This window comes from uncultured Campylobacter sp., from assembly GCF_938041645.1.
Lineage (GTDB): Bacteria > Campylobacterota > Campylobacteria > Campylobacterales > Campylobacteraceae > Campylobacter_B.
Genome location: NZ_CALIST010000024.1, coordinates 1 through 6,339, shown reverse-complemented (window position 1 = coordinate 6,339; position 6,339 = coordinate 1). Strand labels below are relative to the sequence as shown.

General features: G+C 41.6%; 7 protein-coding genes and 1 pseudogene. 7 read left to right on the top strand and 1 reads right to left on the bottom strand.

Annotation, left to right across the window (positions count from 1 at the left end):
* Nucleotides 1–298: 298 nt before the first annotated feature.
* The 5 genes from Q0600_RS04275 (at nt 299) to Q0600_RS04255 (ending at nt 4,382) form a co-directional block, all read left to right on the top strand.
* On the top strand, nt 299–685 hold the full coding sequence (locus Q0600_RS04275) for a hypothetical protein (RefSeq protein WP_298757297.1): 387 nt from the start codon (nt 299–301) through the stop codon (nt 683–685).
* An 810-nt stretch (nt 686–1,495) separates the two neighbouring features.
* The gene (locus Q0600_RS04270) at nt 1,496–2,716 is read left to right on the top strand and encodes an OprD family outer membrane porin (protein ID WP_295153384.1); all 1,221 of its coding nucleotides are present in this window, start codon (nt 1,496–1,498) and stop codon (nt 2,714–2,716) included.
* Nucleotides 2,717–2,791: 75 nt separating this feature from the next.
* Nucleotides 2,792–3,367 (top strand): cytochrome c, encoded by a 576-nt coding sequence (locus tag Q0600_RS04265; RefSeq protein ID WP_298757294.1) that lies wholly within the window; start codon nt 2,792–2,794, stop codon nt 3,365–3,367.
* Nucleotides 3,368–3,377: 10 nt separating this feature from the next.
* On the top strand, nt 3,378–3,920 hold the full coding sequence (locus tag Q0600_RS04260; RefSeq protein WP_298757290.1) for a DJ-1 family glyoxalase III: 543 nt from the start codon (nt 3,378–3,380) through the stop codon (nt 3,918–3,920).
* A gap of 240 nt (nt 3,921–4,160) precedes the next feature.
* Nucleotides 4,161–4,382 (top strand): S-ribosylhomocysteine lyase, encoded by a 222-nt coding sequence (locus tag Q0600_RS04255; RefSeq protein WP_298757285.1) that lies wholly within the window; start codon nt 4,161–4,163, stop codon nt 4,380–4,382.
* Between the two features lie 136 nt (nt 4,383–4,518).
* Here the strand turns inward: Q0600_RS04255 and Q0600_RS04250 are convergent, their stop codons facing one another.
* Nucleotides 4,519–5,214, bottom strand: a complete 696-nt coding sequence (locus tag Q0600_RS04250) for a hypothetical protein (RefSeq protein ID WP_298757282.1) — start codon at nt 5,212–5,214, stop codon at nt 4,519–4,521.
* Nucleotides 5,215–5,287: 73 nt separating this feature from the next.
* On the opposite strand from Q0600_RS04250, the pseudogene Q0600_RS04245 reads away from it, so the two are divergent.
* Nucleotides 5,288–5,584: pseudogene (locus Q0600_RS04245) on the top strand (SDR family NAD(P)-dependent oxidoreductase); the annotation flags it as partial.
* Between the two features lie 115 nt (nt 5,585–5,699).
* Nucleotides 5,700–6,245: a glutathione peroxidase gene (locus Q0600_RS04240; protein WP_298757280.1), complete on the top strand. Its 546-nt coding sequence runs from the start codon at nt 5,700–5,702 to the stop codon at nt 6,243–6,245.
* Nucleotides 6,246–6,339 lie beyond the last annotated feature (94 nt).

Genomic DNA, 6,339 nt, shown 5'->3' with positions numbered 1-6,339 from the left:
CTTCGAGTCCGATTTTTGCAAATATCGCAGTCAGCGCCGCAAAGAGTGCTGATGCGCGCTAACCCGGTAAAAGAAACTAGAGCTCCATCGCGTTTGATTTAGACGATATTGCTAAGTCTCACTCGCGATTGCCGCTAAATTTGCCTCACTTATATATAAAAATCGCCAAAAGCGCATTCTCGCTTCGCCTAACGTCGAGAGATCTCTTTAAATTCCGCTCCGATGCCTCTCAAAAAAGCAAACTTTAAGCCCAAACCTACTACTCTAAAAGTTCAAATTTTACAAATAAGGATACTGAATGAAAAATTTCATATTTTCCGCACTTTTGGCTCTTGGCATCGCAGGCTGCGCCGTAAGCACCGCTCCGACGCCTGCAGGCAACTTACGCTCGCTCAAATCCGAGATTGTAAACTACACTCGTCAAAGCTCCACAGCTTACGTATATACGTTTAAAGACCTATCCAGCGGCGAGCTCTACACCGCTCGCGCAAGCAGATACTATGCGGCTGCAGGCGATACTGCCTACATAAGTACCGCTTCAAGCGCTATCACCGATATGCGAATCATCTCGCGCAAAGCGGGTTCCGTTGCTCCGCGCGCTTATGATATTGGTAAAATCGAGACCAAACAAATGCATAAAAACGACGCTATTGCTGTACCTGAGAGCGAAAATATCAGCTTTTAATCCCACGCGATTTTTAGCCGTTGCGCCCTTTAAGGCAAGCGAGCCTGCTTTTACTTTGTGAAACGTTTTTGTGTTTGCCCTCTACTCTTATGAAGGCAATAGTTTCCTGTTCTTAATCATGGCGGGCTGGCGCGATTTGCTTGCGCTTTAAAGTCCGCTGATTCTTTATGCGATTGCCTGCATAATTTTATATTTTATAAGTTGTGGAATTTTGTATTTCACAAAATTCTGCGCTGCACATCTTACTTATATGGCTCGGTCTTATATGGCTCGGTTAGCATTTTCTATTCGCTTGCTTCGTGCTTAAGATTTTTTACTGCGTGGCGCTATTTTGTCCGCAAAATTCTATATTATAGAAATACAGCTGGCGCTAGAATTTTGATTGCGAAATTCTTATAAATTTTCTTTCTCGCAGTTCTTCACGTACTACTCGTTCTCGGTACCGTATTCTTAGCAGATAAGATATCGCGTAGATTTTTAAAACCCACGCTTTGCAAATTTCGTGTCTTGAAATTTCATTCATAAAAAATTTCACGTCGTAAAATTTTATCAAATTTCTTCCGCACAAAAAAGAGGTGTTGCCGTCTGTTTACCGCAGCCTGATATAATCCCCACATCGAAATTAGAACTCCTTTCAATAATCGGCGAGGCCTGTGTGGGTCTCGCTTTTTTTATGCCCGTTAAATTTGGATTTTCGGTAAATACTCGGTAACAATTTGGTAAAATTTTAGTATTTTTCAGCCTATTTTAAGCATATAATTTGTCATTTTGTGCTACTATTGCGCTTACAAACTTTTAAAGGAGTTCAAAATGAAACTAGTTAAACTTAGTTTAGCGGCAGCAGTCGCTGCAGGTGCTCTTGCTATGAGTGCAAGTGCTGTTCCGTTAGAGGAAGCTATCAAGGACGTGGATCTAAATGGATACGCTCGTATGCGATATACCCACGATAAGGTATCTGGCGAGAATGATCAAGGTGCCTATGTAAAAGGCGAAAATTCTAGTAAGTGGGAATTCAAATCTGAAGTAGACTTTAAGGCTAAAATCGATGACAACTTCTTTGGTGTAGTTGGCGTTAGATTTCTAGATAGAGATAACGGAGAAACATTATCTTCTTCAAATAGCCAATATCATGGTGGAAAAAATCCAAGCGACAAAGATTCCGATTTCGATATTGCTAAGGCTTATTTGGGATACACTATCGGCGGTACCACTATTGCAGTCGGTCGCCAAGGCATAGGTTCGTTCTTTACCGATGATATGTATGGAGATGGTGTTAAGATTACTAGCACTGATATCGAGGGTTTGACAATTAGTGGCTTTTGGATGGATTCTTTAGAGAATGATGGCGATATTTCAAGCCTTGATTGGGCTAGAGTAGATGGTAAATTAACTACCGATCATAATCTATATGGCATAGGCTTTATGGGTTCATACGATCCGGTATCTTTCCAGCTATGGTATAACGCTCTAGAGGATGTTGCACAGCTTTTCGCTGCAGAACTAGCTCTAAATTTTGATATCTCTGATGATTTTAATCTTGGCGTAAAAGGTCAGTATGCATTCTCTGATTTCGACGGCGATTATAAAGATGCAGGTGCTAGTGATGCAGACTTCTGGGCTGCAGAGGCCAATGCGGGTTTCTTCGGTGTTGATTTGGCTGCAGGTTATTTAAAATTTGAACCTGATGATAAAGATAAAGTTTCTTTTGTATCCTTTGAAGATCAAGGCTCTTTCATCAGCCCGGGTCAGGAGTTGCTAGATTATAGGAATTTTACTGGCGAAAATCACTACTGGTATGTAGTAGCAGGCTATACCATCCCTGATACTGGCATCAGAATCGGCGCTGATTACCTAGACGGTAAAGCAGATGGTGATAATGCATATGAGGTAGTAGGTAGAATTTCTTATAAATATAATGAAAAGCTAAGTTTCAAAACTTGGTATTCTCACTATAAAATTGATGATGCTTATGGCACAGATCGCGATGAGAAAAAAGATCGCATTAGATTCGAGGCTAAATACAGCTTCTAATTATTTACCTTATACGGGTAAAATTAGGGCGAAGCTTTTGCTTCGCCCTTTTTAAATTCTAAATCAAGGTTTTCTATGAAAATTTTTAAAATTTCTTTTTTAGCATGTTTTTTTGCCTTTAGTTTAAATGCCGCGGATAAAGCAAATGATGACACGTATGTATTCGAAGCCAAAGGTGAGTTTGCCAAAGAGCTAAAATCCCTGATCGAAAAGCATTCTAAAGATGAAAACGTAACTGTAAATATCTACAAAAACGCTCCGGTCGCAGGCAGTAAAACCCATAGCGGCAAGGTAAATCGAAATATAAATTCTTTAAAAGAAAGAGGCGGAGCGATCTTTGCCGAGAAGTGCGCTTCCTGCCACGGCGAGAACGGGCAAAAAAAAGCCTATGGAGTATCGCGTAAACTCAAAGATATGGACGCCAAAGAGATATCGATAGCTATGTCGCAATACACTACAGATCTAAGTTATGGTGGCAAGATGAAAAATATCATGCAGCCGATCGCCGCTAAGACGGGCGCTACGGAGCTAGGCTACATCATTGCTTATCTAAAGGGCGACGATTCGTTCCTCTACGATAGCCCATCTAGCAGAAGTGCGAATACCGAAATTTCCACTGCCCCTAGTGAGCAGGGCTCATACCTAAAATAAAGAGGCACAAATGAAAGTAGCGATCATTTTGGCTAACGGATTTGAAGAGATCGAGGCGGTAAGTCTGATCGATATTTTGCGCCGCGCGGAGATCGATGCAGTATCCGTGGGGCTGGATAAGAAATGCGTCTGCGGTGCGCACGGCGTAGAGATGATCGCCGATGAAATTTTAGACGATATAAAAGTTTCGGAATTTGATATGATCGTTTTGCCAGGCGGCTTGCCCGGAGCCGAAAATTTGGCAAAGAGCGAGAAGCTGGGGCAGATACTGCGCGACTTCGACGCAAACAATGCCAAGATTGGCGCAATATGTGCTGCTCCGTGGGCACTAGCCACCGCAGGTGTGCTAAAAAACTCTTATACTTGTTATCCGGGTTTTGAAAATCAGATCGCTCACCCAGGCTATACGAATTCGGCGAATGTCATAAAAGATCAAAATATAATGACTTCGAAAGGCCCTGCTACTGCGATGGAATTCGCACTGCAAATCGTCCGTGAGTTAAAAGGGGAGCAGGTTTATTCCAAGTTAAAATCCGATTTACTTTTTAAATAAAATTTCAAGTTAGGGTCGATTCTGGCGCGCTTTATTTTGCCATCTGTAAAACGGGGCGTGCTGATTTTGCCACGCCTGAGAACTACAAATTTTATCTTACTCTGCACGTATAAAATAGCCACAATATTTATTCTGAGTATCCGTAAACGACAAATGGAATTCTTGCAACTCAAATTTTAGATCGAAAAACGCAAAAAACTTTGTGCGTGACAGATAAAATTTTATTGGAGCTAGTCGCTATTGAAACTAAATATTAACATCGTAGCGGCGTGGAGCGCGAGTATGAAAGATATTTTGGGCGTAGGCTCTCAAAAGGAAACTCAGCTGAATAAATTTCAATGTGGCATCTTCGCGATGCACTCGCTAGCAGAAGCTAAACAAATCGCGCAAAACGTGCTAAACAAGGGTATTGGCGTGATCAAAAACGATAAGATCACGCTGGATATAAATTTGATCAAATAGCGACGTCAATGTGTCAAGAGGCAAAACGGCGCAGTTTTTGAAGGTTTTGTCGGTAAAGCTCAGATTTATCGGGAAGAATATAAGCTTGTAGCGCGCGACAAAAACGTTATGTAGAATTCTTAAAAAAGGATAAAATTTAGCGCTTCTTCAAAATATCGTTGTTTAATAATGTCGCGCTGCTTTGTATCGTTTTGATAACGCGGTCTTTAGAATTTTGCGTTTTGTCGGGTGTAGGTCTGTGTGCGATCAAATTTACGCGCCCGATTTTCGCCGTGAAATAAAAAATCCCCAGTATCGTCGCGTTTAGAAATACTCCAAAATATATCCGTTCTAATCCCCATATCCCTATGCTGGCGGCATGAATGGGCACAAAAATTATCGCGATTAAGACCGGATAATAATCCGAAATTTTATTTTTGGCAAGGATTACGGTCGTAACGATGGCGTATGCGATGAGCGTAAAAGGAGAGATAAGCAAGAGTGCAAAAAGCGCGTTTATGCGCTGATAATCTTCGTGCCCGATTAAGACGCAAAAACTACAAAACGCGAGCGTTATGATAAAAAATAAAGGCAAAATCCATCGCGTTTTCACGTCGCGCCCTTTAAGCAGCGATAAAAAGAGCAGATGAGAGCCCAGCGCAATACAATAATAATCAAATATAACCGACGAGCTTAAAAACGTGAGCGGTATGGCGAGCAGTGCACCCGGCCCGTCAAAATATACCCCACTAAACATGAGCCACGTGATAAAGAGCATAAAAGCATATTTCAGACCCGCATAAGTGGCGCAAGCACAGATACTAACGAGGATAAATCGTATAAATTTGCTCATTTGCCTTTTCCCTAAATTTAGGTAATTATAGCAAACCGCGAAAAACAAACGACGCAAAATTTTAATTTAGCCCGTGCGCTCGCCGAATCCGCTGCCGATTGCGAGCTCGTGCGCGCTAGAAGCACGCTCAATGTCTTCGTATTATTTCATCCGCTTCTGCGCCCCAAGAGAAAATTTCATAAATTCTAAATCCGTTTTGCGTTATCATTGCGCTAAATTTAAAATTTTACGCAAAGGGGATCATATGAAAAATACGGCATTCATCACGGGCGCTACGAGCGGCTTTGGAGAGGCGATCGCCAGGGCTCTTAGCGCGCAGGGCTATAAGATCATAGCACTCGGGCGCCGCAAAGAGCGGCTGCAAAAGCTTTAGAAACCGGCTAAACCAATATTTCCCGGCAGCCGGGCGAATTCTAAGAAAGATTGGCTATTTCAAATGTTCGGGCAATAATTCTAAAATTGATATAATTTTATGGAGGTAAACAATGATGATTTATGATTATTCGGTGCAGGATGCACAAGGAAACGATGTTTCACTCAGCAAATATAAGGGCAAAGTTCTGCTGATTGTAAATACGGCAACAGCCTGCGGATTTACGCCGCAGTACAAAGAGCTGGAAGAAATCTACGAAAAATACCACGATAGCGGTTTTGAGATAATCGATGTGCCGTGCAATCAATTCGGTGAGCAGGCTCCCGGCACGGATGCGGAAATTCACACATTTTGTACACTGCATTACAACACGAAGTTTCCACAAATGAAAAAATCGGATGTAAACGGAGAACACGCGCTGCCGCTTTTTACCTATTTAAAATCACAAAAAAAATTTGAGGGGTTCGGCGCAGGAAAAATGGCGGAGACGTTGAGAGATTTTATTCAAAAGATCGACAGCGATTATAAAAATACCCCCGACATCAAATGGAATTTTACTAAATTCCTCATCAATAAGAAAGGACAGGTTATCGCTCGCTTCGAACCTACTGAAAAGATCGAGAATATAGCCAAAGAGATTGAGGAATTGCTGAAATAGTAGCGTGAGTTTGTTAGTTGATGAGTTTTTAAGTTTATAAGTTTTCTTACTAACTTAAAAACTCATCAACTTATAAACCAACAATTTATAGCTG

What these genes read in the sequence shown, in the direction of transcription:
- Q0600_RS04275 (WP_298757297.1), top strand. Translation starts at nt 299, where the DNA reads ATGAAAAATTTCATATTTTCCGCACTTTTGGCTCTTGGCATCGCAGGC.
- Q0600_RS04270 (WP_295153384.1), top strand. Translation starts at nt 1,496, where the DNA reads ATGAAACTAGTTAAACTTAGTTTAGCGGCAGCAGTCGCTGCAGGTGCT.
- Q0600_RS04265 (WP_298757294.1), top strand. Translation starts at nt 2,792, where the DNA reads ATGAAAATTTTTAAAATTTCTTTTTTAGCATGTTTTTTTGCCTTTAGT.
- Q0600_RS04260 (WP_298757290.1), top strand. Translation starts at nt 3,378, where the DNA reads ATGAAAGTAGCGATCATTTTGGCTAACGGATTTGAAGAGATCGAGGCG.
- Q0600_RS04250 (WP_298757282.1), bottom strand. Translation starts at nt 5,214, where the DNA reads ATGAGCAAATTTATACGATTTATCCTCGTTAGTATCTGTGCTTGCGCC.
- Q0600_RS04240 (WP_298757280.1), top strand. Translation starts at nt 5,700, where the DNA reads ATGATGATTTATGATTATTCGGTGCAGGATGCACAAGGAAACGATGTT.